The sequence below is a fragment of the Spirulina sp. CS-785/01 genome (genome assembly GCF_028330525.1).
In the GTDB taxonomy this organism is placed as follows: domain Bacteria; phylum Cyanobacteriota; class Cyanobacteriia; order Cyanobacteriales; family Spirulinaceae; genus JAQMSD01.
The window spans coordinates 1-24,723 of the sequence record NZ_JAQMSD010000207.1; the positions used below are offsets into that span (position 1 = coordinate 1).

Genomic DNA, 24,723 nt, shown 5'->3' on the forward strand with positions numbered 1-24,723 from the left:
CATCTCCCCCATCTCCCCCATCTCCCCCCTATCAACTATCAACTCCCCCAAGGTGGGTTTTCTGAGCAGATTCTTGTACCCTGTAACCGTACCCTTTCACGCACAGGATATTTTTATGCTGGAGCTATATCAGTTTGAAATCTCCCATTATTCGGAGAAAATTCGCTTAATTCTGGACTATAAGGGGCTAGAGTATCGCAAAATCGAAGTAACGCCTGGTGTTGGACAAGTGGAACTGTTCCAGAAAGCGGGCCGCAGACAAGTCCCTGTCCTTAAAGATGGAGAAACCTATATTGGCGACTCTACCGAGATTGCCATGTATTTGGAACGCAACTATCCCGATCAACCGATTATTCCAGCATCTGCCAAAGAGAAAGGACTTTGTTTGCTGATGGAAGAATGGGCGGATGAGTCCGTTGGGTTGAAAGGCCGCAAAGCGTTAGTGGGAGCAGTGAATAAAAATCAAACCTTCCGCAAGTCGATTCTTCCTCCCGATGTGCCGGATTTTCTGAAAAATTTGGTTGAGGCTGTGCCAGGAGATGTGTTAGATGTGTTAGGGTCTGGTGTTGGTCTAGGGGGTGAGGCTGTTAAAGATGCAGAAATGGGCATTAAACAGGATTTAGAAGCCCTTTGTTTGTTGTTAGAAGACCAACCTTATTTGATTGGAGATACTCCGACTCTGGCGGATTTTGCGGTTGCTGGGTTGAGTATGGTGTTGAAATTCCCCGATGGGAATTATTTAGATATTCCCGATGATTTACAGGGGAAAGGTATTCCGGGGATTGCGGATAATCCGGCCTATGAGACGTTTTTCGAGTGGCGCGATCGCTTGTATCGCTCTTTCCGGACTCCTATTACTCCTTCTACTCCTTCGTCTGAGTCTTCTCCGACTAATATCGAAATCGAATAATTCCCTTTAAAATAGGGGCAATTGTGAGCGATTGCCCCTAGGGAGGTAGGGGAGATGGGAGATGGGGGAGATGGGGGAGATGTAAGTAGTGAGTAGTCTGTAAATTTTTCTCTATTCTCTATTGTTTTTTCTCTATTCTCTGATGGGGGAGCATCAGGAGTATCGGAAACATGAAGAGACATGAACCAATATCTTGAAAAAGCTGTCGGCCTCGGTAGGGATGTTTTATGAACGGTTTCTAGAGTCGGATAGAGAAAAGAGACTTACTTTTTCTTGGTCTCTGAGTTTTCCGCATATTCCACAACTGACAATATAAAGAAATGTAAGTAATAATTAAAGATATCTTAATTTTGCCAACTTATGTTTCCCCGTGCGACTCCGCTTACCCCTTTAGAAATTCAATCTCTGATTACCCGTAATCCCTTAATTGTCTCACCCGATACCCTAGTGAGTGATGCGATCGCACGAATGAATCAAGTCCAATCCTGTCGCATCATCACCGATAGCGAAGGCAGTCAACTCGATGACTTTCACCAACAAGCTCGCTCTAGTTGTGTCTTGGTTCTGAAACAGGAGCAAGTCGTTGGTATTTTTACAGAAGGGGATATTATCCGTCTCAGTCTCCAACAACACCCCCTCCAAGAACTAACCATGGCCTCAGTCATGAGTCATCCGGTGATTACCCTCAATGAACTTGCCTTAACCGATATCTTTGCAGTCCTCCAACGCTTTCAGGATCACCAAATCCGCCATTTGCCCATCTTAAACGAACAAGATCACCTCGTTGGTCTGATCACCTACGAAAGTTTACGGCAAGTGGCCCTAACTTGTCACCTGACCCGCACCTATCCCCAACAGACAGACGAAAAAGAGAACGAGATCGCCCAATTATCCGTAAAAGAAGCGATCGCACTCCAGCAAACCAAAATCCGTCTCCGTCAAAGTGAACAACGCTACGCCAGTCTGGCCGCAGCGGCCCCAGTCGGCATTTTTCACGCCAATGCCCACGGAGACTGTATTTATGCCAATGAACGGTATTGTGCCATCCTTGGCTATCCCCTAAAAGACTGCATGGGCAAAAAATGGCAACAAGGCTTACACCCCGAAGATCAACCGCACGTCATTGCCCAGTGGCAAGAAGCCCTCCGCGAAAACCACCTCTTTCAAATCGAATGCCGCTTTATTCGGCCTGATGGTACAGTGGTTTGGGTCTATGGCCAAGCCACCACCGAACGAGACTTAGAAGGGAAGATCATTGGCTATATTGGCACAATTATTGATATCAGCAAACGAAAACAGATCGAAGCAGACCTTCAGACTCTCAACCAGCGTTACAGCTTCATCTTAGACACCATTAGAGAAGGAGTTTGGGAATGGAATATTGTCACCAATGAAACCATTGTCTCCGACCGCTACTGGGAAATTTTAGGCTACCCCTCTCACAACCCCAATAGGCTGAGTTTACAAGAAGCCTTAACCTTCGTTCACCCCGAAGACGCGGCTCACCTGCAAAAAGTCATGGAACAACACCTACAAGGGAATCAGCCCTACAATGCAGAAATCCGAGTCCAACACCAAGACGGACATTATATTTGGATACACACCCAAGGCCAAGCGATTTGGGATGAACAGGGCAACCCCGTGCGCATGGTGGGAGGGATTCGAGATATCAGCGATCGCAAAAAAGCCGAACTCGAACGACAACAGGCCATTATCCAACTCGAAGAAATCAACCAAAAACTCCAACAACTCAACCAAAAACTCGAAACCCAAGTTACGCAACGAACCGCCAAACTCCGCAAACGAGAAACCGAACTCCAAGACTTCTTTGATAATGCCCACGACTTAATCCAAAGTGTCTCCCTAGAAACCGGACGCTTTGAATACGTCAACCGCGCTTGGCGAGAGGTTCTCGGTTATACCCCCGAAGAAGTCGAAACCCTCAACCTCTTTGATATTCTCCACCCCGACTGCCAACCCTACTGTCAAAACATTATTACCCAGATGCAAGCGGGGACATTATCCACCGTTGAAAAAGTCGAAATTACCCTCATCAGCAAAACTGGCCAAGCCATTATCGTTGAAGGAGGGGTTAACTGTCGCTTTGCCAACAACAAACCCGTTGCCACTTGGAGCATTTTACGAGACATCACCGAACGCCAACGCAGCGAAGCCTTTCGCCGGGCTATTATGGACCTTGCCCCCATGGGGATTTTTGTCTATGACATTAATCTTGGCAAGATCATTTTTGGCAACCAAGCCTATGAAGAATCCCTCAGCTATTCCCTAGAAGAACTTGAAGCCCTAGGGGAAGATTTACTCGCCACTATTTATCATCCCGACTACTTCGAGTATTTGCAAGCTCATGATCAGCAAATTAAGGCAGATCGAGAGGGAAAAATTTTTGAGCTAGATTACACCATGATACGTAAAGATGGCTCTTTACTCCTGGCCTATTCCCGTGAAGTGGTGTTAAACCGTAACCCTGATGGCAGTCCAGCGCAAATTTTAGGGGTTGGGTTAGATATTACTAAGCGCAAACAAGCAGAACTGCAACTACAAAAAACTAATGAAGAACTCCTCCGGGCCACCCGTCTCAAAGACGAATTTTTGGCGAATATGAGCCATGAACTGCGTACCCCTCTCAATGCCATCCTGGGGATGACAGAAACCCTACAGGAGCAAATTTTTGGGTCGTTGAATGAGCGACAACTGAACGCTTTAAACACCATTGAACGGAGTGGGACCCATTTATTGGAATTAATCAACGAAATTTTAGACTTGGCCAAAATTGAATCGGGAGAAATGACCATTGACTGTCACCCCACCTCGGTGGTTTCTCTGTGTCAAACCAGTTTAACCTTTGTGAAACGGCAAGCCCACAAAAAACGCCTCAAACTAGAGGTGAATGTGCCGCCTTATCTCCCGGAGTTACTGGTGGATGCCAAGCGCATTCGCCAAGTTTTAATTAATTTACTTAATAATGCGGTGAAATTTACCCCAGAGGGGGGGACAATTAATCTTGATGCCCGGTATGTCCCGGCTTTAGAGAAGCCTCTAGGGACGAAGATCACCGTAGAAACGCCGTTACAGGATTATGTGGAAATTGTGGTCAGGGATACCGGGATTGGCATTGCATCGGAACATTTACCGAAACTCTTTCAACCCTTTGTCCAAATTGATAGTGCCTTAAATCGAAAATATGAAGGCACGGGGTTAGGATTGTCTTTAGTGAAACGAATTATTGATCTGCATGGGGGAGAGGTTAACGTGAGTAGTGAAGTGGGGGTAGGGAGTTGTTTTACTATCACTTTGCCGTCTCCCCCTATTTCTCCGGCTAGTCGTTCTTTTGTCTTGTCTTCTGCGGTAGAAATGCCCGGAAGTTCTCCTCAAGAAGACAAGCCTCCTTTAATTTTAATTGCTGATGATAATGAAGCGAATTGTAGTACCTTTGTTAGTTATTTAGAGGCTAAAGGCTATCGTCTAATTGTAGCAAGTAATGGAAAAGAGGCGATTACTCAAGCGGAGTCATCTCTCCCAGATGCTATCCTCATGGATATTCAAATGCCGGAGATGGATGGGTTAGAAGCGATAAGGATTATTCGTCAGAATCCCCAATTGGCGCAAATTCCCATTATGGCATTAACGGGGTTAGCGATGCCAGAAGATCAAGAGCGTTGTTTGGTGGCTGGGGCGAATGACTATCTCACTAAACCCGTTAAACTGAATGAATTGGCCCGTCGAGTGCAAGGGTTGTTGTTGATATCACGGGAAGATTAATAATTAATGATTAGTGATCAATTAGGGCATTTTTTAAACGGAATTGTAGAAACAATGTATGACTTTTTTCTACGCCAAAATTCTGGACGAACTAAAGTGCGTCCTACGAGCTTTTTAAGCCTTGGGTTTTAACCCAAGGCTAATAGTTGAAACCCGTTAAAACGGGTTAAGTAACAAGAAAATTTTGTCGATTCAGGGATTACACCGTCAGGGTATGTTAAAAACCTTCAACGAGTGAGGTAACTGTTTGAAGCTAAGGCATTATACTAATTCACCTTGGGCGACTAATAGCACTTTTCCGCCGACAAAAACTTGAATTTTTGTTGCTGCAATATCGGTCTTTAAATATAGTAAAGAAGGCCGATTGATTTCATAGCCTTGTTCAACTTGAATGTCAAAATCCGGAGTCCCAAAATAATTGTGTTGGGATAAATAGGCCGCTAAACAACCATTCGCGCTTCCGGTGGCAGGGTCTTCAGGAATGCCAATGGCTTCGGCAAAAACACGAACATTTAACTGATGTTGGGGGTTGTAGGTTTCAGGGGAAAAAACTAGAATTTCTTGCGCTCGTTTATCTTGAATCCAATCAAAATATTGCTCCCGTTGAATTTTACTATCTTTAACGGCTTGGAGATTTTTTAGGGGTACAATAATAAAAGGAATTCCGGTGGAAACGGCTTGAATGGGGAAACGATAATCAATTTGGCCTGGAGAAATCCCTAAAATTTCGGCAATTTCATGGGGGTTGAAATTGTCGTAAAAATTGGGTGAGTTTTGCTGCATCCAAAGCAAGAGATTACCCTGTTCATCGCGGTTTACGCGAACGGGAATTTGTCCTACGGGTAAGTTTAGCTTGAGATTTTCTAGGGGTTGATTGAGGAGGTTTTGTAATAAAATATAAGCTGTGCCTAGGGTGGGATGGCCGGCAAAGGGAAGCTCTTTGGTTGGGGTAAAAATGCGGACTGGATAGCCCCCGTTTTGGGGATCAGTTGACCGAATGAAGGTGGTTTCTGAATAGTTCATTTCTCGTGCGATCGCGAGCATTTTTGACTCATCTAATTTTCCTTCATCCAGAACCACCGCTAACGGATTTCCGGTCAATGATTCAACGGCAAAAACATCAACAATAAAAAAGGGTAAAGACATAATAATCCTCTCTGAATCTGTGTGATCCCCAAAATCACCCAATTGGGTGATCCCCAAAACCCCCAACTTGTTTAAGGTTTAGGGTTATTTGTCAAGGGAGTTGGGAAGAAATTTTCAAGAATTGCCCGCGATCCCAAAATAATTATGTATACTGAAACAGCATTTTAAGTTTCATTAACGTCAATTCTAAGAAAATGGCTCATGTTCATTTTCAAACGTGCCTGGTTCACATCCTGTCTCGGTTTCGCTCTAGTAGTGAGTCCTAGTTTACTCAAATTAGCAGAGCGTTCCGCCATCGCCCAACCCCGTATGTTCCGAGAAGATAGCGGGGACTCCCTCTCATGGGATGCTGCGTGGGCATCCGGAATCCTCGTGGGAAGTTCTTTGGGATATCATCCCCAGTATCATGGGGAAACCTTCCCCAAAGCAACTTCCCATGACCCATTAAGAGAGGAAAACCAGGGACATGACGAGCAATCCCTCCCACAGCAAGAGGAAACCCCCAGTCCTCTGTTTCACCCCAACCCCCATTTACAAGGGAAAACCCTAGTGTGGGAAGATCGTCCCCCCCACCAATTTTGTCCCACCCCTTCAGAAAGGGGACAAGGGGGGAGAATTGCTCAAGAAGCGGCAGAATTGGCGAGTTTTTCCGGAGACTACTCCACAGGATTTGTCTCTCGTCCGGCGGAAGGGTTTTCTGACCCCAACTTGGCCACAGTCTCTCAGGAGAGAGAATACCGTTCCAGAGGAGCGGGAGAAACCGCGCGATCGCCTGTGAGTGATCCCACTTTGTCTCCCCAAACTTACACCCCAGTGGGGTTAAAACAGCGATTAGTGAAGATTTTAAGCAGTCTTCTCCAAGCGGCAGGATTAACCCAAAAACCTCCCAGTCGTCCCCAAATTGAGATCAAAGCGGTTAACCCACCTCACCCCGAAACCCGGTTACATTCTCTCCAATATGACTATCAACCCCTCACCCATTGGGAAGTGTGGAATCCGTCAGTGGAATATGCCCATTGGACAACTCCTTCCTCCGGGGAGGAGTTCTCTGTTGTAGCCTTTAAATTGTTAGTCAACGGTAAAACTATTCTAGAACTGAAAAATCGCGCAGTTCTCGACTTGATGGCTAAACGTCTCCAAACCACGCTAAATCAGCCTGATTTTCAACCGGATCATCTCCAACCGGGGTTAATGGGGGGAGAACCTGCCATTTTTCATGGCGATCGCTTATTATTTCGAGTCAATGATGTGATCTTGCGCGATGAAGACACCAATAAAGAACTCTTGGTGATCAACTGGGTCAATAATTTACGCACCGCGTTAGAGGGGCCTCCCTTGGAATTAGTGAAAGCGCAGCAAAAAATGTATGGTGTTGTAGAAACCAACCAAGAGTTTCGCGGTTATGCGTCTTGGTACGGGCCTTATTTTCATGGTCGTTTAACGGCCAATGGCGAAACCTACAATCAAGAAGCCTTCACAGCGGCCCATCCCTATCTCCCCTTTAATACCTATCTCAAGGTAACGAATTTAGAAAGTAAGGAGTCAATTATTGTCAGAATTAACGATCGCGGTCCCTATGTCCATCCTAGAACCCTCGATCTCTCCCGTGGGGTGGCCCGGTGTTTAGACAGTAAATCGTCGGGGGTTGTCCCCTATCGCGCTGTAGTGATGGAAGCTCCTTGAGAGTGGATCATTCAGGTTTTAAACAACTAACAACCTTAAAAATGGGCAACCTTAAAAATGGGGAAATTGCCGTTGCAATTTCCCCAGAGCTTTGTATTCATTTGGTAGGATCATTAAATCTTTATGCTGAATCATTAGCCTCCCTCTATGCTAGAGTTTCCGGACAATACCCTAATCCTTTAGTGAATTGTTGACGGAATGCCTCAATATCGGCACTATCGGGAATACCATGGGACACCACTGCAACTTGGTAGCGACGCATCACATTAATGGGGGATTGTCCCGTTTCCAGACTCCATAACGCCATTTGGACGCGAATATCCGGTTCGTAGGGGATTCCAAGCTCATTGAGATAGGCGACAAAATTACCGTGAGCTTGGGGGGTTATGGAGTCACTGACTTTAATTCTGATCACCCAACCGTCAATCTGGTGAACAACGGTAATAAATTCTACAGCGAGATGAGAAGCCGAGCGGAGGTATTCGGTCACGCGGAGAGTTAAACTGGCATTGGCGAGGAAGTAGAGGTAATACATAATTGATTCAGGCAGTTAGCACATTAAGTTTGTCTTACTTATAGTGTCTCCCATGGGAACACCGCTTGCTAAGGGGCGATCCCCCCCATCTCACCCAAAGAAAATGGGGGAAATTACCCAATTTGTCGTAAAGAATTGTACCCACTGGCCTAAAATTGCTATTGACAATAGACCCTCGCGGATTAATGACCTCGACGGATCGACTTTTATCCAGCTATCAGTATGAACTACCCAAGGAGTTGATTGCACAAACTCCGGTAGTTCCCAGAGATCATTCTCGTTTGTTGGTGGTCGAGTCTCCTACGACTCATTCCCATCATCATTTCTATGATCTCCCCAACTGGCTCAGGCCAGGGGATTTGCTCGTTTTAAACAATAGCCGTGTTTTACCGGCCCGCCTCTACGGACGGAAGTCCACCGGGGCACCCGTAGAAATTTTGATGTTGCGGGAACAGTCAGAAAATTGCTGGCTGTGTCTGGTCAAACCGGGGAAACGGTTTAAAATCGGCACGCAAGTTCTGTTCACCCCACCCAATGTGCCAGAAAGTGAAGCCGACGTTGGCCTTTGGGCCAAGGTCATTGCTCGGGATGAGCAGACGGGGGGCCGTTATCTTGAATTTCAAGTCCCCTCTGGCGAGTCCCTGATGGAATTGGTGGCTCAGGTGGGGGAAATTCCCTTTCCCCCCTATGTGACCGACTCTGAAGCCAGTCCAGACCAATATCAGACCGTTTACGCCGAAGTGGACGGTTCAGCCGCCGCACCAACGGCGGGTCTCCATTTCACCGAAGACTTGTTGGCGACCTTGACCGCTCAAGGTATTACCCAAAGCCAACTCACCCTTCATGTGGGGGTGGGAACATTTCGGCCAGTGGAGTCGGAAGATATTAGTCAGCACACAATGCACGACGAATGGTTCAGCATTAACTCGAAAACCGTGCAGCAAATTCAAGAAACGAAAGCTGCGGGGGGACGGGTGATTGCTGTTGGAACAACGGTGGCTCGCGCCCTAGAGGGAGCGGCCCAACAACAAAATGGTCAGTTAACTCAACCCTTTACGGGATCAACCAATTTGTTTATTTATCCGGGGTATGAATGGCAGGTGGTCGATGGTATGATCACCAATTTCCATTTGCCGGGATCGAGTTTACTGATTATGATTAGTGCTTTGGTGGGCCGAGAGCGTTTGTTGGCCTTGTACCAAGAAGCGATCGCGGAACAATACCGCTTTTATTCCTTTGGAGATGCTATGCTGATTTTGCCCGATGCCGTGCAAACCGAATCGGCCACTGAGGCAGAGGCGAGACCCTAGGAAAAAGCACACCAACCAGGCTAAACACGATTAGTGATCATGTCATACCGCAGAAGAGGACTCGGCGTTTTGACCAGTATCGGGGTTGCATTACTCACTTTTGCTCCCCCGGTCATTGCCCACCCGAAACAAGTCCTCGATGGACTGTACACCAACGATTTGGATGCTGCCACCCTCTTTCAAAAAGGGGTGATGCAGTACCAGCAACAATTGTTTGCGGAGGCGGAGATTGCCTTCCGCCAAGCCTTGCGCTACGACCCGCTTATGGCCATGAGCTACTATATGCTGGGGAATAGTTTGATGCAGCAGGGGGAGGTTGAGGAGGCAATCGACCAATACTCCCGTGCGACGGGGTTAGAACCGTCGCTGGCGGTGGCGCAATACAATCTGGGGGTAGCTTATTTTCGCCAAGGACAGTTGGCGGAGGCTGTTCCCCATTTTCAACGAACGACGGTTCTGTCTCCTAAATTTGCATCAGGGTATTATAATTTGGCCCTAGCTCTGGATGCGTTGGGGAATTATGACCAAGCCAGTGAGGCATATCGGGAGACCTTGCTGTTACGGCCAGAGAATGCCCAAGCAGCTTATAATTTGGGGTTGATTGTGTCTCGTCAGGGGGCTTCTCAGGAAGCGATCGCACTTTTTCAAGATGCGGTAGCGGCTGATCCCGATTTTGCCGAGGCATATTATCAGCTAGGTTTGCTCTATGCCCGTCAGGGAGAGTTAGAACCCGCCAGAGATGCCCTAGGACGGGCCACCACCCTCGACCCAGAAAATGCCCAAGCTCAGTATCATTTAGGCTTAGTTTATGCCCAATTAGAGAATCCCAGGGCCGCCGCCGGACGTTTTGCCCGGGCCACGGAACTTGATCCCAACAATGCGGAAGCCTACGAACAGATGGGGGCCGCTCGCATTGAGACGGGAGACACTGGGGGGGCTATTCAGGCGTTAGAACAGGCGGTGCTGTTAGTTCCGGAAAAACCGAGCAATTTTTATAATTTGGGGATCGCCTATCAAGATCAGAATCGCTGTGAGGAGGCTATTGCCAGTTATCAAGAGGCGTTACGGTTGAATCCGGTATTGGCGGATGCGTTTTACAATATGGGGGTGTGCTATTACAAAACTCAGCAGTATGACGATGCGATCGCAACTTTAGAACAAGCGATCGAACTCTACCGAAACCAAGGCAACGGGGAAATGGTCGAAGAAGTATCAATCTATTTACAAGACACCGTAATCCCCAGCATTCCGCAACCCGAAGACTCCCCCAACGAAACAGAAACCATTGAACCCAACGACCCCGAAAACACTACTCCCAATGACCCCCTAGACCCCCCAAACAACGAAATTGAACCCTTCTCCCCCGAAGACCCCACCCCCACCGAACCCACCCCCACCGAAGACAATGAACCCTTTTTCCTAGAAACCCCAGACTTTGGTTAGCAATTTTCTCATCGACCCTCCCATTCGTAATCAAAGTTTTAGCCCAAATCAAAGTAAGTCCACCAAAGGTTAAAACCCGTAGCTAATCTAGTTCGTAGTCAGGGCAAGTTCGTAGTCAGGGCTTTAGCCCTGATTAAAGTGTGATAATCTCATCCAAAGTTAAACAAGAAACCAAGTTTCTCAGTAGAATAACCCGTTTTAACGGGTTTTCGCTCTTAGCCTTGGGTTGAAACCCAAGGCTTTACTTCTTGATAGAGATTATCCGGAAGATGGAGGGTGATGGGGGTACTCATAACCAGCAATAATAAACCATTTTCTAAATTGTAAATAAAAGCGTAAACAATCTTTCTTCACAGCCACTTTGACCGAGGTTTCAACCCAAGGCTTTATTGCCCTCTCAGTCGAGCCAACCACTGTTTCCAAGGCAGTTGTAAAATTGCCCCTGTTCCCAAAGTAAACACTAATCCTACACCTAAACTCAAGAAAAAAGCCAAACTATAACTCGCCCAAAGATGGGAAACTGAAGCGGGTTTTTGGGGGGGGTGTCCTTGAGTAATGATTCTTTCTGCAAAGTTAGCCATAGAAGAAGCAGATGCCGAGGCCGTGCCAATTCCAGCACTGACAGCAAAAATGGTTTTGTTGAGGTTGCGATCGCGCTTCGCCTGTTCAAGTTGTATAATCCCCTCTAGAGTTTTACTAGCATGATCGAGTAATTGTAATCCTGCACTCAAACTATTGTAATCATTGATCACTTGAGGGAGATATTTCTCAAACGTATAATCTTGAAAGTCTCGTAAAAACTCTAAATCACAATTGGGATCGAGTTCTTTCATTCGCGCTAAACGAATTTTATAATTTTCCGCATTGACTTCAATCGCATAACGGTGTTCTTGCAAATATCTTAAATTAGCACCATACAATGAGTATTTTTTCAAGGCTTCTGTTAGATTTTCTTGTAATTTCTGTAAATTCAGAGGAGAATCTTTGATTTGTTGTGGTAAATGATCAACAATCTCTTGAATTTCCGTTGCATCATCTTTTAACTTTTCTTTAATTTCCCGTGTTTTTTGATATATCCAGATAATTTTATTGCGATAATAAAATAATTGTATTAATTGTTTATAAAGTGGCTCAATTGTAGCAACAACATATTCATATTTTTGAAACTCTGGAAATAAAATAACTAAAATATGTTGGTTAGAGGGAGGAGGTTGCCAGAGTTCAAAGAGAGTCGCATCTTTAAATGTTCCTTGATTTTTAAAGTTAGTCTTTTTGAAAAGCCCTTTGTTGTCTTTATTTTCGGTTGGAGAGTTCCAATTGGGGTACGGTTCAATGTTAATTTGTTTCAGACAATCTCTAGCAATTTGTTCTAACTCTTGTTCAGGAATTCGTTTCGTTAATTGTCCCCACATTAGCCAACTTTCACCAAGTTGACCTGCTTCTCCTCGATGTTCTAACAGAATTTCCTTGATTTCTGTAAAAACTCCTACATTTTGAGGGTTATGTAGCCAGTTTTTTTTCCCAGAACAGTCTAATTGTAAACCATAAGTATCCCCTAATTTAACTGGATAATAATAACCATCTAGGGGATATTTAAACTTTTCGATGCGTTGTTTCCCTAAAAGTTCAATATAATTTGATTGTTCTTGTTCTAATTTGGCATAGTTTTCGAGTTCTTCTTGATTTAATTCTCGCTGATAAATGCGCTGCCAAAACTGCTTACGGTTTTCTTGAACTTTCTCTGGTTTTTCCCCTAACCCTTCTCCTAAATCATAAAGATAAATATCAAGAGTCGGATAAAGTAGTTTTATATTAGAATTCATTAATCTTTCTTACCACGTAACCATTTGAACCAAGATTGCGTTTTTTCTTTGACTTCGGTTTCTTGCATGGTGTCTAATTCTGTTAACGGTCTAACCAAATTCTCCCTTTCTAGAGGTCTGACTTCTGGGGTTGAGTCGGGCAAGGCAAAAGTTCCCACTCCTCTCTCAGCGGCCTTTTGACTTAACCATTGGCGACAGGTTTTATAGGGGGTTTGCAAGTTGGGGGAGTTGTGGGCAAACTTATGTAATTCTCCCACTCGATTCTCTAAATCTGCAAAAATGTCTTGAATTGTTTGTTTTTCTTCCTCTGAGAGAGGGGGTTGACTGTCTAGGGCAGCTAAAAAGGCTTTCAGGGTTAAGAGTTCGATATCTCGCATGGGACAAGCTGGGTAGTCTGACTAATTTGATTATAAGCCTTCAGATATTGTTGATTCATTCCTAGTAAACTCGCAAGTGAGCTTATTTCACCCCTGACCGTATAATACGAAATCCGCACCCCAAATATTCACTATCCTTGTGAAGTATTAATCATTGTAGGGTGGGCATTGCCCACCCAGAGAGCGTTTCCTGATTTTTTAGGGTCTTTCGATACCGGATGTCGTATAACAGCTAAATTGTTAATTGTCTCGTTGGTTTCTCAACCCGTTTTTAACGGGTTTTAGCTATTAGCCTTGGGTTTCAACCCAAGGCGTATTCTGGGTTTCGGTTGTGGGAGAGTTGTCATACCCTGCAAGGATGAAACCTGCCCAATAATAGGGATCAGCATAAAGGGGTGTTCCCTCTGGGGCGTTGACTAATCTATTTTGTTGGTCTTCTAGCATCGCCTGTTCATTATCATCCTCTAATTGCTCAATATTTCGCGCTAACCAAGAGAGGAGGTCGCGTTTTTGGGCCGTTTTCAACCATTGTTGGGTTTGGTAGAGGGCAGGGATGGGGGGTGTTCCCTGTTGTAAGGTGTCGTAAAACTGCACCATAAATAGGGAGGTGACGAAAGACTCCACTTGCCAGAGAGTGCTTAAAACGTAGGTGACTCCCGTTTGTAAAAAGGCACTGACTAAGCCCACATATTCATCGGTGATGCTGTGGTTGCCTGTGATGGCGGTTTCGCAGGCCGCTAGGCTGACCAGGGCGTAGGCGTTGAGGTCTTGTTGGAGGATGTCTTCTAGGGTGAGGGTGTCTTCTCCTTGCAGGAATAGGCAGGAGTTGAGGGGGGTTTGGGCGTTGTAGGCGGCGTGGCCGCAGAAGTGGAAGACTTGGGCCCGGGTGGTGAGGAGGGAGAGGGTTTGGGGGTGGGTGGCTTGGTGTTTTTGTAAGCTGGTGGGGGTGGGGAATTTGTGCCGGAGGAGGGCGGCTTCGATTTCTGCGTAGGGGAGGGAGGCGAGGTCTTTTTTCTCATTGTTGACGGTGGGGGTACTTTGGGGGTTTTCGACGAGGTTGAGGGTGGTGAGGGGACGGGGAAAGGGGGTGTCGAAGAAGGCTAGGTAGGCACTGGGGAGGTAGGTGGCTGGCAGGTTGAAGAAACTGTGCAGGGGGAAGCGGTGCAGGTCCCGGTGGGGGATGAGGAGGAGGGTTTGGATATTGTGGGTTTGCAGGTGTTGTTCAATGGCGGGGATGTTGAGGAGGGTGTGCAGGTGTTGGAGTTGGTTGGCCAGTTGGTTGCGCCAAGGGGAGTTGGGTTTTTCGGTTTGGGTTTTTTTGCTGTGGGTGTTGTAGGTGGTGTGCCAGTTTTCGATCCATTTTTCCAGGTCGAGGAGTTGGTCAAGACTGGAGGTGGGGGAGGGAATGAGGAGAGGGGTGGGTTGGTTGGGGAGGAGGAGAAAGGTGGTGAGGGCGTTGGGGCTATAGTGCCAGTAGAGGAGGGCGGTGTTGGGGGTGAGGAGTTGTTGAAAGTGGGTGTCTTTGAGGGTGGGGGTTTCGCCATAGCCCCAGAGCCAACGGAGACAGGTGTTTTTGGCGGTTTCGGCGAGGTGGAGGGCTTGGGTGGGTTGGTTTTGTTGGACGGCGCGATCGACGGTGTATTGTTGAATGGGGAGGATATGGGGGATGAGGGATTGCAGGTTGGGGTCTCGGAGGATGCGGTCTGTGCGGGTGGTGGCTTCTTGGAGGAAGAAGTCGGTTTCGGGGTCTTGGAGGAGTTGGCAGACTTGGATTAGGTCTTTTAGGACTTGCAGGTGTTGTTTGGGGGATTGCTCGAAGGTGAGGGTTTGCAGGGCTTGTTTGTAGTGGGTTTTGGCTTTGCGCCAACAGTCTCGTTTGGATAAGTTTAAGTCTCGGTCTGAGGGGTGTTGAGAGGGGGTGAAACTTTGTTTTAAGTAGGCTTTGCCGAGTTGATGGTGTAGAAAGCCCCATGCTTCGGGGTGGGTGTCGGGACGGATGAGGTTATGGGTGAGGGGGAATTGTAGGCTGTTTATTTTTCCCCAGAACCCCCGTTGGTTGAGTTCGGGGTGGGTAAGGTTGAAGTGGTTTTGGGCGGTTTGGTAGAGAGTAGTAATGATTGGTTGGGAGGGGGGTTGTTGAGTGATGGTTTTGAGGTTTTGTAGTTGTTCGGGAGTTGGGGTGAGTTGGTCTGGGTTGAGGGGGCGAGGGGTTTGGATGGCCTTGAGGAGTTCGGTGGAAGATATGCTGAGGCTTTGTTGTAGGTCTTCTAAGGAGGGGAGGGTGAGAGTTTCGAGAATTTTTGGGGAGTTGGCGAAGGTTTGGCGGAGTGTCTCTTGGCTTTGTTGCAGGGAGGTGTGGAATTGAGTCGAGAAGTTTTGATGGGGTTGGGGGGGGTTGAAGGGTTCAAGGAGGAGGGGTTGGTATTGTCCGAGGGAGGATAAGAGGCGGTTGGTTTTGGGGGTTGCAAGGGTGGAGGTGGAGAAGTGAACAGGGGAGGGGAAATAAAATAAAAAGTTTTGTTGGGATTGGGGGTTAAAGTGGGGAGAACTGGCAGCAGCATTCCCTCGTCCGTACCATGCCAGATGGAATTGGGGATTAAGAGTCAAGGCTTGGTCATAAGAGGCGATCGCTTCTTCTTTTCTTCCTAAATCATCTAGCGCAGCCCCTCGGTTGTGCCATGCCAGATGGTCTTGGGGATTAAGAGTCAAGGCTTGGTCATAAGAGGCGACTGCACCTGAAAAATCACCAGCCCTAAATTGCTGATTTCCTCGATTAAACCAAGATTTTGCCTCACTGTCATTCCCAGATTGTGAAGATTGAACCCCGTCCTGTTCACCATTAACAGAGGATTGATCCCGGTTCGCTAATATCTCTTGCACCACCTCCCCCAACTCCCCCTCAAACCTCTCACCCAACTGCTGCAACCCACTCCTCACGTTAGAAGGCGGTTTTTGTGACTGAGAATTATTAGAATTAATGGTGTCTAATAACTCGTACAACTTTTTGACTTCAGACCCTTCAGTGATTGAAGAATTATCGCTTATTTCTTCATAACTCCCCGACGACTCACTAAGTATCTCTTGCACCCCCTCCTCCAACTCCCCCCCAACCCTCTCACCCAACTGCCGCAACCCCTCCTCATCCACCGTATCCCGTTGCCGCAACCATGCCGCCAACTCCCCCTCCGTCACCTGGCGCGACGCTAACACCCGCAGAATAGCATCTCGCGTCATCCCCTGCTTCACCAGCTTTAGCAACCGAGGCACAAAGGTATCCATATCCACAGGTTGGGGGGGTTGTTCTTGGGGTTGGGGTTTACGAAACCATTTAAACCAGTTCATCGCCAGAGAAATGCAGAGAGGACAGAGAGACTCTGGTTCATTGTAACGCGAGGAAACCCCCGTGGAAGTACACCAAGCGTTAACCCTCTTAACAAACAGCGCGAGTCCTGCCCAACTCAGCTAATTTAGCTATAGCGAAGAAACCCGGTTTCTGCGATAGGTTATGTTTTTTTACCTAAACTCCTGAAAGAAACCGGGTTTCTCAACCTCTGTGTAAGTGAAAGAAATTGGGTTTCTCAATCCCTGTGTAAGCGAAGAAACCCGGTTTCTGCGATAGGTTATGTTTTTTTACCTAAACTCCTGAAAGAAACCGGGTTTCTCAACCCCAACGTAAGGGGAAAAACACTCAATCAACTAACCCGTTAAAACGGGTTTTTGCTTTTAGCCTTGGGTTTGAACCCAAGACTCTAGGTAATAATTTACGGAAAACGACGAATTCTTATTTTATTGGTGAGTGCAATAATAATCGCCCCGTTTTGTAAATCTTGACTATAATTTGCCAATACTTCTGCAAGTAACTCTTGTCTTTCTTGTCTAGGTAAATTTTCTAAACGAATTACACCATAATGCTTTTGATTATTTTGCCAAATCATTTGTTCAAAATCATTATCTGTAGTCAGAATAATGCGCTTTTCTATCACTGCCCAGACCAAGATAGCTTCATCAGTCATTTCTGGATTAATATCACTCACATAAGCAACATCATATCCCGCATTAACTAACCACAATCCTAATGTGCGACTGGCGTTGACATCAATTAAAAACTTCATGCAATCATTTCAATATTTATTTTCGCTCTATGACTTCTTCATTATTGACCAAAAAATAAGCATAGGTGATTGCCGCTTCAATGTCTTCAGTTTCTAATTCTGGATAATCTTCTAAAATCTCCTTTTGTGTTGCTCCCTTTGCGAGTAATTCTAGAATCATAGCGACAGAAATGCGTAAGTTACGAATAATGGGTTTTCCGCCTAAAATATTACGATTAAAGGTAATACGATTTAAAGAGTTTTGCATGATTTTCTTGCCTCTGGTTTCGTAAAAAATCGTTTTATATTATACATGGCGCGACTCTAACACCTGTAGAATATCATCTCGCGTCATTCCCCGTTTCACCAGCCTTAACAACTCAGCTACAAAGTCATCCATATCCACAGGTTGGGGGGGGTCTTGGGGTTGGGGTTTACGAAACCATTTAAACCAGTTCATCGCCAGAGAAATGCAGAGAGGACAGAGAGACTCTGGTTCATTGTAACGCAAGGAAACCTCCGTGGAAGTCCCCCAAGCCTTAACCCTCTTAACAAATAGCGCGAGTCCTGCCCAACTCAGCTAATTTAGATATAGCGAAGAAACCCGGTTTCTGTGGTTAGTTATGTTCTTTCACTCAAACCTCTGAAAGAAACCGGGTTTCTCAATCCCAACGTAAGGGGAAAAACACTCAAGCAACTAACCCGTTTTAACGGTCTTTTGCTCTTAGCCTTGGGTTTGAACCCAAGGCTTTAGGAGGGTTTCGCTCTCAGCCTTGGATTTTAACCCACAGTTCTCCTACAATAGAGAAAAGGAATCTTTTAACTTTAAAACTATGACCCAAATTTATCATTTAAAAGCAAGTGAGTTAGATGGTGATTTTCTAGAAATGCTGAAAGCAAAATTTGGTGATAAATCTATTAAAATCATAATTTCAGAGGAAGATGAGACAGATTATTTGTTACAATCCCCAGAAAATAAGCAAAGATTATTACAAGCAATTCACAATATAGAAAATCGAGAAAACTTAGTAGAAATCAATCTAGATGAGTGGGAATGAGTCGCCAAATTATTTTTGAAGCCTCTGCTTTTGAAGATTTTAATGAATGGGTTAAACAGGATAAAAAAATTTATCGTAAAATTCTTCAGTTAATTAAAGATATAGAGCGTTCTCCTTTTGAGAGATTAGGGAAACCTGAACCTTTGAAGTATGAACTTAGTGGGTATTGGTCAAGACGAATTAATAATGAGCATCGTTTAGTTTATCAAGTGACGGAGGGAGAAATTATTATAGTGGCTTGTAAATATCATTATAGTAAATAATATGGAGTTTTTTACCATAAGTTAAGAAAGAAACCCGGTTTCTCCTGTCTGCTTATCCCTAGTGTAAGGAAAGAAACCCGGTTTCTGTGATAGATTTTGCTGTTTTATCTAAGGTGTTGAAAGAAACCGAGTTTCTCAGCAAAATAACCCGTTTCAACGGGTTTTAGCTCTTAGCCTTGGGTTTGAACCCAAGGCTTTAGGGAGTTGGACGCATTCCTACTGTCAGGAAAGAAACCCGGTTTCTGTGATAGATTTTGCTGTTTTATCTAAGGTGTTGAAAGAAACCGAGTTTCTCAGCAAAATAACCCGTTTCAACGGGTTTTAGCTCTTAGGGTTTGAACCCAAAGCTCTAGACTCAATTAATCAGAACAACCTACAGTAGGAAATTGAGAAAACATAGTTTTAGGATCAAGAGGAGGAGAAAAATAAAACCCTTGGCCCAATTCACAACCCAGCGTTTGCAAAATTTGAAATTGTCGCTGCGTCTCAATGCCTTCCCCAATCACATCTAATCCTAAACTATGGGCTAAAGTAATAATCGTCTTAACAATATCCAAACTCTTTTGAGACCCATCCATATTTTTAACAAAAGATTGGTCAATCTTTAAAGTATCAAGCGGTAAAGACTGTAAATAAGACAACGAAGAATACCCCGTCCCAAAATCATCAATAGAAAGCCGGATATTTTGTTCTCGGAATCGCTCTAATAGACGCATCACCACCTCAGTATTGTCCATTAAAACACTTTCCGTAATTTCTAACTTAATCTGTGATCCCTTTAACTTATAATGGCTTAATAAACGCTCTATATAGTCCGGTAACTCCACATTTAATAACTGAATTCCCGATAAATTAATACTCATAAAAAACGGGAATGATTCCGGATATTGTTGATGCCAATGGTGCAAGCGATCGCAAGCCTCCTGTAAAATCCATTCCCCCAACGGAAGAATCAACCCCGTCTCCTCCGCCACCGAAACAAAATGACTGGGAGAAATAATCCCTTTTTGGGGATGTTGCCACCGTAACAAGGCTTCAAACCCCGCCAACTTGAGCGTCTCTAAATTAAAAATCGGCTGATAATATAAACGAAACTCCTGCTCTTTCAACGCCGTTTCTAACTCCGATTCCAGTTGTAACCGATTAAACACCGCCACCTGCATTTCCGGGTTAAACAGCATCGTGTTATGCTTGCTAGTTTGCATCCTCGCGTAGTGCATGGCCGTATCGGCGGCCCGGAGGAAATCTTCCGCTTGGGAATAGTCTAAACTCGAAAGAGCAATACCAATATGGGAATGAAAAGAGGCAATGGGGCGATCGCCCAACGAAAACTCTAACGCATCATGAAACTGTTCCGCCCGCTCCTTGGCCACCTCCGCAGTTTCCATCCCCGGCAAAAACAGCGCGAATTCATCCTTCCACACCCGCGCCAACATATCCTCCCCTGCCAAACATTCCCCCAGTCGTTTCACCCCCTGAATGAGAAACTCCTCAGCCGTCACATCCCCAAACCCATACTTAATCACCTGAAACCGATTCAAGTCCAAAAATAACACCGCAAAGGACTCTCTCGCCTCAATAGCAGCACGAATCCGCTCCAAAATGGCATTTTGATTAGGTAAACCCGTCAACGGGTCATGATGGGCTAAATAATGTAAACTCGCCACCGCATTTTCTAACTGAGCTTGTTGTTGTCTCGCCTGACACACCAAAGACACCGTTTTCCGAATCGTGAGCATTAAATCCCGAAAATTAATCGGTTTCGTGAGAAAATCAAAAGCCCCTCGATTCATAGCCGTGCGAATATTCTCAATATCCCCATAGGCCGACACCACCACCGCTTTTAAAAAAGGATCAATTTTAGGAATCTGTTCCAACAAGGCAAACCCATCCATCCCCGGCATATTCAAATCCGTCAACACCACCGACACTTCTGGATGTTGGGCTAATTGTTCCATGGCCTCTACCCCATTGGTGGCAAAGAGAAACTGGAACTCACCTTTCTCTAAAGGGACTTGTAAACGTCGTTCAATGAGTCGCTGTAATTCAATTTCGTCATCTACAACGAGGATGGATGCGGGTTGGGATGGCATGGTAGAACAAGGGTGAATTCAGTAAAATCTCCAACAACTGAGTTTAGGGTAAGGCTTCCTCCATGTTGTAAAACCACAATATCATAAGCGAGGGATAAGCCCAGTCCTGTCCCTGCTCCTGGGGGTTTGGTAGTAAAAAACGGATTATAAATTTGTTCGGCGGTTTTTTCTGCAATACCGAACCCATTATCACGAATACGAATGATGACGGTATTGTCCTCTTTTTGGGTACTTAGGGTAAGGGTGGGTTGAAAATCTGGGCTTGCCAGGGATTGTTGTTTTTGTTGGAGAGCATAACAAGCATTATGAATGATGTTGATAAAGGCTCGGTTAAGATCACCTGAAATTGCGTCAATACACCCCACCTCCTGATAGTCTCGCTGAAGGGTTAAGGTAAAGCCCGTCTCATTAGCCCGAAAGCTATGATAGGCCAGTTGTACACTTTGTTCGAGTAACCCATTAATATCAGTGGGTTGAAACGTCTCTTGGCCATCACTACGGGCCAGTTGCATCATGCTTTGGATAATTTTTTCGGCCCGTTGTCCATGTTGTTGAATGGCTTCTATGTCTGCTTGAATGGTGTTGAGGGTTTTTTGTAGATGTTCGGGTGCGGTGGAGGCCAAGTTCTGAGGCTCTTGGGTCAATTGTTCTAAACTGAGGAGGGCGGTTTCGGCATAATTGGTGACAAAATTGAGGGGGTTGCGCAATTCGTGGGCCACTCCGGCAGTGAGTGTGCCGAGGGAGGCCAGTTTTTCTTGGGCAATAATTTGCTGTTGGGCCTGTTGCAGACGCAGATGGACCCGCACTCGCGCTAAAACGTCGGCTTCTTCAAAGGGTTTGGTGATGTAGTCCACTGCACCGAGGGAGAGTCCTTTAACTTTATCGACGGTTTCCGATAGGGCTGTCATGAAAATAACGGGAATATGCTGAGTGTCGGGGTTGGCTTTGAGGCGAGAACAGGTGCTAAACCCGTCTAATCCCTGCATCATCACATCGAGTAAGATTAAGTCGGGGAGTTCTTCTTGGATTTGTTCGAGGGCTTCTTCTCCATCGGTGGCAATGGCAAGGTCAAACCCTTCTCTCATCAGGGTTTGGGAGAGAACTTTCAGATTTGTAGGGTTATCGTCCACAATCAAAACCAATGGCGGTTTTACGGTATCCATACAGACCCAAGAGAGTGTGTAAATGGCAAGGTTTAATCCCCTTCTCTATCCTAGTTTAATTTAGCCACTCCCACTGAGTTATGCCAAGCAGAAAAGATGAATATTTACATTATCTTGACTTTGGGAGGGGAGAAATTCAGTGAATTTTGGGATTCTCTCTGGGGGAGGATATGTTATTTAGCGGTTTGTGGCCCGGTTTATAAAGATTCACTAAAAATTCGCCTATTTGGCACAGGATTTTTAGGATCACTGCTTACACTGATCTTAGTTGCTTTGGCTCTGGGGGTTTGTCTCTTTGAGCCAGTTGAGCCATTTTCAAGGTTTAGTTATTTAGTTCTTTTTTTAAGTTAGTTTAAGTAAGCAAATTTAACATCATGGTTAGTCTTGATCCTCTCGGTTTAGTTGTTATCTGTCTTGGTCTAGCTGTTGTGGTCAGTTATCCTCTGTCCAATGGGACTCCCTTGAATTGGCGGTTGCCTTGGGGGAAACAGACGGAAGAAGACGGTCCAAGGAGTGAACAGGAATTGTATTTTCAAACTCTGATTCAAGGGATGCAAGTGGGGACGTTATTGCTGGATGCTCAAGGGATGATTTTGGTGAGTAATCCGGCGGCCTGTGAGCTTTTGGCGTTGCCGGAGCATCCTCAACAGAGGGGAGACTGGGGGATTCATCTCCAATGGTTACAAGAAGATGGGACGGTGTTGTCTGGGGAGGAGTTGCCGTTTCAAGTGGCGATCGCGCAACGGCAACCCGTCCGCAATCGGGTGATTCATCTGCAAACGGGAAGGCAACAACGGTGGTTGCAGGTGAATGCCGACCCCTTATTAAATGCAGCCGGAGAAGTCACCCAAGTGGTTTGTACCTTTAACGAGATTACCACCTATAAACAGGTAGAACAGCAGTTGCGACAGTCGGAAACCCAAGCGAAACAAGCCAAAGATGCGTTTTTTGCCCAGATGAGTCACGAATTGCGCACCCCCCTCAATGCCATGTTAGGGTTTACGCAACTCCTCAACCGCGATCGGAGTTTATCCCCTCAGACGCAAGACTCCTTACACACCATTCATCAACATGGGGAACAGTTATTGAGCTTGATTAACGGCATCTTACGACAATCACGGGGCGATCGGGAACAGATCTCTCGGTTTACTCAAGAGTTGCCTTTTCAGTCTTTCTTCTGGACTCCTCCGTCGCCCACCCTAGACGGGGAGTTGGGACAAACCGGAAATCCCCTGTCCTCCTCTGCTCAAAACGTCAGCGTGGGGTCCGTTGAGTCTCTCGATGAGATAGGGATGTCCCTGGCTTGGATGAAACAATTGCATTATGCTGCGGCCCAAGGGAGTGATGAGCAGATTGTACAGTTAGTGGGGCAGATTCCAGAGGAGTATAGCGCGATCGGGCAACACCTCACCCAACTGGCCAACAACTTCCAATTTGACCAAATTCTCCAACTCACCCACAGTGCCATCACCCCCCGTTAACCCCGGCCCAAGAGAATCACAATTCCCATAGTCAACAACCCCAGTAAAACCACCTTCGGTAGAGGATCGGGAGTTGGCTTAGGATCAGGCTTCTTTTTCTGGACAGAGATTTCTAGCTCATCCTCTAGCTCAAATTTAATACTCATGGTTGCTCAATTCTTGTCACTCTACTCACTCCTCTAGCAAAAGTACGAACTTTTATGCACATTTCCCCAAATTCGGGAAAATGCCTGATAGGATCAAACTCATTGACTCTGCCCTGAGTCAGTCTTCTTTCAGAGTGGGACAAACTCAAAAATGTGGGAAATTGTTACCGTTTTTGCCATCTTTGTGATTAGTTTGGCAGTTTTAATCAAATCTTCGGACTTTTTTACCGAAGCCGCCGAAAAAATTGGAATTATCCTAGGATTTAGTCCTTTTATCATTGGGGTGACAATCGTTTCTATTGGTACATCACTACCCGAATTAATTTCTTCTTTATTTGCCATCTGGGAAGGCTCGTCAGAAATTATTTTAGGCACAGTGGTGGGGTCAAACATCGCCAATATCTTCCTAATTGTAGGCATTGCCTCAGTGATTTGTAAAAAAACTTTGACCATTAGTTATGACTTAGTAAGCGTTGATTTACCCTTATTTGTCGGCTCGGCCTTTCTCCTCAGCTTAATTGTCCAAGATGGCCATTATCGTGTATATGAAGCCTTATTATTAATTGCTGCTTACATTCTTTATATCATCTATACCGCCAGAAATAGTCGAGAAGAATTAACCGTAGATACAGAAGTCAGCGAAAAATCCTCGAAACTTTTGAGCCGAGAATTTATCATTTTATTGATTGCAGGAGTAGGTATTTTTCTAGGGGCAAGATTTACAATTTTCTCCGTCATTCGACTCTCCGAAATGCTCGGCGTTGCCCAAGAATTAATTGCGATCAGTTTTGTAGCCATTGGCACATCGTTACCCGAATTAGCCGTAACCATTTCTGCCGCTCGTAAAGGTCGCCCTGAAATTGCGATCGGAAATGTTTTAGGATCAAATATTTTTAACTCCTTCATGGTAATGGGAATTCCTCGTTTCTTTGGAGGATTTATGATTTCAGAAGCCATTACAGAACGAGAATTATTTGTCATGTTAGGCGGAACATTATTACTATTTTTTGCCACTCAAGATAAAAAAATGACCCGTTGGGAGGGCGGGTTATTTTTGATTTTCTACGCCTGGTTTATTGGCAAAATATTTGAATCCTTTTAATTAAAATTTGCTGGAAAACTGTTAAATTGCTGATCTAGCATTTTCATTAGAGTTGTAAACTGACTTGTAAGGCATTGGGAACAGGGAATAGGGAGCAGGGAACAGAAAATTAGGCACACAGGACTTTTTGGTTTTCAGTGCAACCCCTGATCGGGTTTTATGTTTCATTTGAAAACGCTGTAGGGTTATTTGTTGTTGGTTATTCGTTGTTGGTTCTTGGTACTTTGTGTAACTCCCTAACTATCAACTATACACGATAAACTTCCCAATCTCCCCACTCTCCCAACTTCAGACACTGGTTACTGCTGACTGGTTACTG

The 24,723-nt window shown here is 45.5% G+C and carries 20 protein-coding genes; 9 read left to right on the forward strand and 11 right to left on the reverse strand.

Going from position 1 to position 24,723, the window contains the following annotated elements:
• Positions 1-115: 115 nt before the first annotated feature.
• Positions 116-910, forward strand: coding sequence for a glutathione S-transferase (locus tag PN462_RS13375; RefSeq protein ID WP_272128781.1), 795 nt, complete (start codon positions 116-118; stop codon positions 908-910).
• A gap of 360 nt (positions 911-1,270) precedes the next feature.
• Positions 1,271-4,690, forward strand: coding sequence for a PAS domain S-box protein (locus tag PN462_RS13380; protein ID WP_272128782.1), 3,420 nt, complete (start codon positions 1,271-1,273; stop codon positions 4,688-4,690).
• 261 nt (positions 4,691-4,951) lie between these two features.
• On the opposite strand, the gene PN462_RS13385 is transcribed toward PN462_RS13380, so the two are convergent.
• A complete protein-coding gene (locus PN462_RS13385; RefSeq protein ID WP_272128783.1) occupies positions 4,952-5,836 on the reverse strand; it encodes a PhzF family phenazine biosynthesis protein in 885 nt (294 codons plus the stop codon).
• Positions 5,837-6,037: 201 nt separating this feature from the next.
• Between PN462_RS13385 and PN462_RS13390 the strand changes: the two genes are divergently transcribed.
• Positions 6,038-7,519 carry a septal ring lytic transglycosylase RlpA family protein gene (locus PN462_RS13390; RefSeq protein WP_272128784.1) on the forward strand — a complete coding sequence of 494 codons (1,482 nt, stop codon included), beginning with the start codon at positions 6,038-6,040 and terminating at the stop codon, positions 7,517-7,519.
• A 145-nt stretch (positions 7,520-7,664) separates the two neighbouring features.
• Here PN462_RS13390 and PN462_RS13395 read toward each other — a convergent pair whose 3' ends face one another.
• Positions 7,665-8,054 (reverse strand): hypothetical protein, encoded by a 390-nt coding sequence (locus PN462_RS13395; protein WP_272128785.1) that lies wholly within the window; start codon positions 8,052-8,054, stop codon positions 7,665-7,667.
• Positions 8,055-8,239: 185 nt separating this feature from the next.
• Between PN462_RS13395 and queA the strand changes: the two genes are divergently transcribed.
• Both queA and PN462_RS13405 read left to right on the forward strand, forming a co-directional pair.
• The gene (gene queA, locus PN462_RS13400) at positions 8,240-9,364 is read left to right on the forward strand and encodes a tRNA preQ1(34) S-adenosylmethionine ribosyltransferase-isomerase QueA (protein ID WP_272128786.1); all 1,125 of its coding nucleotides are present in this window, start codon (positions 8,240-8,242) and stop codon (positions 9,362-9,364) included.
• A gap of 39 nt (positions 9,365-9,403) precedes the next feature.
• The gene (locus tag PN462_RS13405; protein ID WP_272128787.1) at positions 9,404-10,807 is read left to right on the forward strand and encodes a tetratricopeptide repeat protein; all 1,404 of its coding nucleotides are present in this window, start codon (positions 9,404-9,406) and stop codon (positions 10,805-10,807) included.
• A 386-nt stretch (positions 10,808-11,193) separates the two neighbouring features.
• Here PN462_RS13405 and PN462_RS13410 read toward each other — a convergent pair whose 3' ends face one another.
• The 6 genes from PN462_RS13410 to PN462_RS13435 form a co-directional block, all read right to left on the reverse strand.
• A complete protein-coding gene (locus PN462_RS13410; RefSeq protein WP_272128788.1) occupies positions 11,194-12,630 on the reverse strand; it encodes a hypothetical protein in 1,437 nt (478 codons plus the stop codon).
• Positions 12,630-13,007, reverse strand: coding sequence for a hypothetical protein (locus PN462_RS13415; protein WP_272128789.1), 378 nt, complete (start codon positions 13,005-13,007; stop codon positions 12,630-12,632). Before PN462_RS13415 ends, PN462_RS13410 begins: the two co-directional genes overlap by 1 nt.
• A gap of 288 nt (positions 13,008-13,295) precedes the next feature.
• Entirely contained in the window at positions 13,296-16,349 is a 3,054-nt protein-coding gene (locus PN462_RS13420) for a CHAT domain-containing protein (RefSeq protein ID WP_272128790.1), read from the reverse strand.
• A 419-nt stretch (positions 16,350-16,768) separates the two neighbouring features.
• The gene (locus tag PN462_RS13425; RefSeq protein WP_272128791.1) at positions 16,769-17,119 is read right to left on the reverse strand and encodes a DUF5615 family PIN-like protein; all 351 of its coding nucleotides are present in this window, start codon (positions 17,117-17,119) and stop codon (positions 16,769-16,771) included.
• A gap of 16 nt (positions 17,120-17,135) precedes the next feature.
• Entirely contained in the window at positions 17,136-17,366 is a 231-nt protein-coding gene (locus PN462_RS13430) for a DUF433 domain-containing protein (RefSeq protein ID WP_272128792.1), read from the reverse strand.
• A gap of 39 nt (positions 17,367-17,405) precedes the next feature.
• A complete protein-coding gene (locus PN462_RS13435; RefSeq protein WP_272128793.1) occupies positions 17,406-17,609 on the reverse strand; it encodes a hypothetical protein in 204 nt (67 codons plus the stop codon).
• A gap of 322 nt (positions 17,610-17,931) precedes the next feature.
• On the opposite strand from PN462_RS13435, the gene PN462_RS13440 reads away from it, so the two are divergent.
• Together PN462_RS13440 and PN462_RS13445 are read left to right on the forward strand one after the other, a co-directional pair.
• Positions 17,932-18,156 (forward strand): hypothetical protein, encoded by a 225-nt coding sequence (locus PN462_RS13440; RefSeq protein WP_272128794.1) that lies wholly within the window; start codon positions 17,932-17,934, stop codon positions 18,154-18,156.
• A complete protein-coding gene (locus PN462_RS13445; protein ID WP_272128795.1) occupies positions 18,153-18,419 on the forward strand; it encodes a Txe/YoeB family addiction module toxin in 267 nt (88 codons plus the stop codon). The genes PN462_RS13440 and PN462_RS13445 overlap by 4 nt, the downstream gene beginning before the upstream one ends.
• Positions 18,420-18,778: 359 nt before the next feature.
• Here the strand turns inward: PN462_RS13445 and PN462_RS13450 are convergent, their stop codons facing one another.
• Together PN462_RS13450 and PN462_RS13455 are read right to left on the reverse strand one after the other, a co-directional pair.
• Positions 18,779-20,512: a putative bifunctional diguanylate cyclase/phosphodiesterase gene (locus tag PN462_RS13450; protein WP_272128796.1), complete on the reverse strand. Its 1,734-nt coding sequence runs from the start codon at positions 20,510-20,512 to the stop codon at positions 18,779-18,781.
• The gene (locus tag PN462_RS13455; protein WP_272128797.1) at positions 20,479-21,675 is read right to left on the reverse strand and encodes a hybrid sensor histidine kinase/response regulator; all 1,197 of its coding nucleotides are present in this window, start codon (positions 21,673-21,675) and stop codon (positions 20,479-20,481) included. Before PN462_RS13455 ends, PN462_RS13450 begins: the two co-directional genes overlap by 34 nt.
• A gap of 374 nt (positions 21,676-22,049) precedes the next feature.
• On the opposite strand from PN462_RS13455, the gene PN462_RS13460 reads away from it, so the two are divergent.
• The gene (locus tag PN462_RS13460) at positions 22,050-23,156 is read left to right on the forward strand and encodes a histidine kinase dimerization/phospho-acceptor domain-containing protein (protein WP_272128798.1); all 1,107 of its coding nucleotides are present in this window, start codon (positions 22,050-22,052) and stop codon (positions 23,154-23,156) included.
• On the opposite strand, the gene PN462_RS13465 is transcribed toward PN462_RS13460, so the two are convergent.
• Positions 23,153-23,302 (reverse strand): hypothetical protein, encoded by a 150-nt coding sequence (locus PN462_RS13465; protein ID WP_272128799.1) that lies wholly within the window; start codon positions 23,300-23,302, stop codon positions 23,153-23,155. The genes PN462_RS13460 and PN462_RS13465 overlap by 4 nt on opposite strands.
• Before the next feature lie 151 nt (positions 23,303-23,453).
• Here PN462_RS13465 and PN462_RS13470 point away from each other — a divergent pair, with 151 nt between their 5' ends.
• The gene (locus PN462_RS13470; protein ID WP_272128800.1) at positions 23,454-24,404 is read left to right on the forward strand and encodes a calcium/sodium antiporter; all 951 of its coding nucleotides are present in this window, start codon (positions 23,454-23,456) and stop codon (positions 24,402-24,404) included.
• Positions 24,405-24,723 lie beyond the last annotated feature (319 nt).

Excerpts from the sequence above, each read along its gene's own strand:
- PN462_RS13375 (WP_272128781.1), top strand. The coding sequence starts at position 116 with ATGCTGGAGCTATATCAGTTTGAAATCTCCCATTATTCGGAGAAAATT.
- PN462_RS13380 (WP_272128782.1), top strand. The coding sequence starts at position 1,271 with ATGTTTCCCCGTGCGACTCCGCTTACCCCTTTAGAAATTCAATCTCTG.
- PN462_RS13385 (WP_272128783.1), bottom strand. The coding sequence starts at position 5,836 with ATGTCTTTACCCTTTTTTATTGTTGATGTTTTTGCCGTTGAATCATTG.
- PN462_RS13390 (WP_272128784.1), top strand. The coding sequence starts at position 6,038 with ATGTTCATTTTCAAACGTGCCTGGTTCACATCCTGTCTCGGTTTCGCT.
- PN462_RS13395 (WP_272128785.1), bottom strand. The coding sequence starts at position 8,054 with ATGTATTACCTCTACTTCCTCGCCAATGCCAGTTTAACTCTCCGCGTG.
- queA (WP_272128786.1), top strand. The coding sequence starts at position 8,240 with ATGACCTCGACGGATCGACTTTTATCCAGCTATCAGTATGAACTACCC.
- PN462_RS13405 (WP_272128787.1), top strand. The coding sequence starts at position 9,404 with ATGTCATACCGCAGAAGAGGACTCGGCGTTTTGACCAGTATCGGGGTT.
- PN462_RS13410 (WP_272128788.1), bottom strand. The coding sequence starts at position 12,630 with ATGAATTCTAATATAAAACTACTTTATCCGACTCTTGATATTTATCTT.
- PN462_RS13415 (WP_272128789.1), bottom strand. The coding sequence starts at position 13,007 with ATGCGAGATATCGAACTCTTAACCCTGAAAGCCTTTTTAGCTGCCCTA.
- PN462_RS13420 (WP_272128790.1), bottom strand. The coding sequence starts at position 16,349 with ATGAACTGGTTTAAATGGTTTCGTAAACCCCAACCCCAAGAACAACCC.
- PN462_RS13425 (WP_272128791.1), bottom strand. The coding sequence starts at position 17,119 with ATGAAGTTTTTAATTGATGTCAACGCCAGTCGCACATTAGGATTGTGG.
- PN462_RS13430 (WP_272128792.1), bottom strand. The coding sequence starts at position 17,366 with ATGCAAAACTCTTTAAATCGTATTACCTTTAATCGTAATATTTTAGGC.
- PN462_RS13440 (WP_272128794.1), top strand. The coding sequence starts at position 17,932 with ATGACCCAAATTTATCATTTAAAAGCAAGTGAGTTAGATGGTGATTTT.
- PN462_RS13445 (WP_272128795.1), top strand. The coding sequence starts at position 18,153 with ATGAGTCGCCAAATTATTTTTGAAGCCTCTGCTTTTGAAGATTTTAAT.
- PN462_RS13450 (WP_272128796.1), bottom strand. The coding sequence starts at position 20,512 with ATGCCATCCCAACCCGCATCCATCCTCGTTGTAGATGACGAAATTGAA.
- PN462_RS13455 (WP_272128797.1), bottom strand. The coding sequence starts at position 21,675 with ATGGATACCGTAAAACCGCCATTGGTTTTGATTGTGGACGATAACCCT.
- PN462_RS13460 (WP_272128798.1), top strand. The coding sequence starts at position 22,050 with ATGGTTAGTCTTGATCCTCTCGGTTTAGTTGTTATCTGTCTTGGTCTA.
- PN462_RS13465 (WP_272128799.1), bottom strand. The coding sequence starts at position 23,302 with ATGAGTATTAAATTTGAGCTAGAGGATGAGCTAGAAATCTCTGTCCAG.
- PN462_RS13470 (WP_272128800.1), top strand. The coding sequence starts at position 23,454 with ATGTGGGAAATTGTTACCGTTTTTGCCATCTTTGTGATTAGTTTGGCA.